Origin of the sequence: Bartonella sp. LB28NMGDW, assembly GCF_042194435.1 — a bacterium.
Taxonomy (GTDB): domain Bacteria; phylum Pseudomonadota; class Alphaproteobacteria; order Rhizobiales; family Rhizobiaceae; genus Bartonella; species Bartonella grahamii.
In genome coordinates this window covers 1-992 of record NZ_JBHIMX010000106.1, presented here as the reverse complement: position 1 = coordinate 992, position 992 = coordinate 1, and the positions used below count along the sequence as shown (strand labels likewise).

The window sequence follows — 992 nt, the reverse complement described above, 5'->3', positions numbered from 1 at the left end:
GCTCTTCATTTTCGCACATCACTAAGAGAATTTCATCAGAATTTATAAACACTGGTTTATTCACAAATGCCTCCATACTGCCTATTGGCAAAAGTTATTTTCTAAGATATGGAGTGATTAATACGTTTTTCGTAACGATGTGTCAATAGATAAAATACGAAAAACGTATTTTTATTTTTATAAATCTATTCGATTTTGTTTATTATCATTAATGTTAATGAGGTGCTTATGATAGAAAATATAAAAGAAAAGCAGCTATCCATCATGCTAAATAAATTAACCGAATGTGAAAAAAAAGCTTTTATGAATTTCTTGCTGCGAGCAGAGATTTTAAAAGATCCTCGACAATCTTCTTTTCAGAATCATTCGCTTGTGAATATAAGTAAAGAAAATCATCAGAGTAAGGTCCAGAAATAGGTGAAGAATCTTTAAAAAACTCCATAATTTTAACTAATTCATCTGCCTTAATATCTCTCATTTCCCTATTTGTATTAAGATTAATCATATTGGATATAGCTGGTCTTCTTATACCAAGATGGGCGGCAAGCTTGGCTTGGCTCCCTCGTCCCATTTTATCAAGCTCTTTTTTTATCCAAATTTTTAGCTCTTTTTGCCTAATCATAATTAAGTTTATTCCTTATTTTTAAAGTCCTTACAATATAAAAATACAATGATACGTTTTTCGTATTGACTAAATATTTTTGATATCGTATTTTTATCGCTATGATAAAAACATATACGAAAACCGCAAAACTCATAATTGAGTATCTAGGTGGGTATAAAAAAGTTGCTAATATCGTTAATCGCAATGTTATTGTAATTAGAAAATGGGCTTACCCTTTTGAAAAGCGAGAGGGTAAAGGCGGAATTATACCAGCTAAGTATCAAATTATGCTTCTGAACTATGCACGTGATCATGGGATAGATTTGCGTCCAGAAGATTTTTTTTATCCCGAGCGCTTGCAGAGATTAATGCAAGAGCAACACCCCCC

2 protein-coding genes are annotated in these 992 nt (G+C 31.7%); one reads left to right on the top strand and one right to left on the bottom strand.

Going from position 1 to position 992, the window contains the following annotated elements; translation table 11 throughout:
- Window positions 1-301: 301 nt before the first annotated feature.
- The gene (locus ACFIKG_RS09450; RefSeq protein WP_375612651.1) at window positions 302-622 is read right to left on the bottom strand and encodes a helix-turn-helix domain-containing protein; all 321 of its coding nucleotides are present in this window, start codon (window positions 620-622) and stop codon (window positions 302-304) included.
- Window positions 623-723: 101 nt separating this feature from the next.
- On the opposite strand from ACFIKG_RS09450, the gene ACFIKG_RS09445 reads away from it, so the two are divergent.
- On the top strand, window positions 724-992 hold a 269-nt coding region (locus ACFIKG_RS09445), incomplete at its 3' end, for a hypothetical protein (protein WP_375652216.1).

What these genes read in the sequence shown, in the direction of transcription:
- ACFIKG_RS09450 (WP_375612651.1), bottom strand. Translation starts at nt 622, where the DNA reads ATGATTAGGCAAAAAGAGCTAAAAATTTGGATAAAAAAAGAGCTTGAT.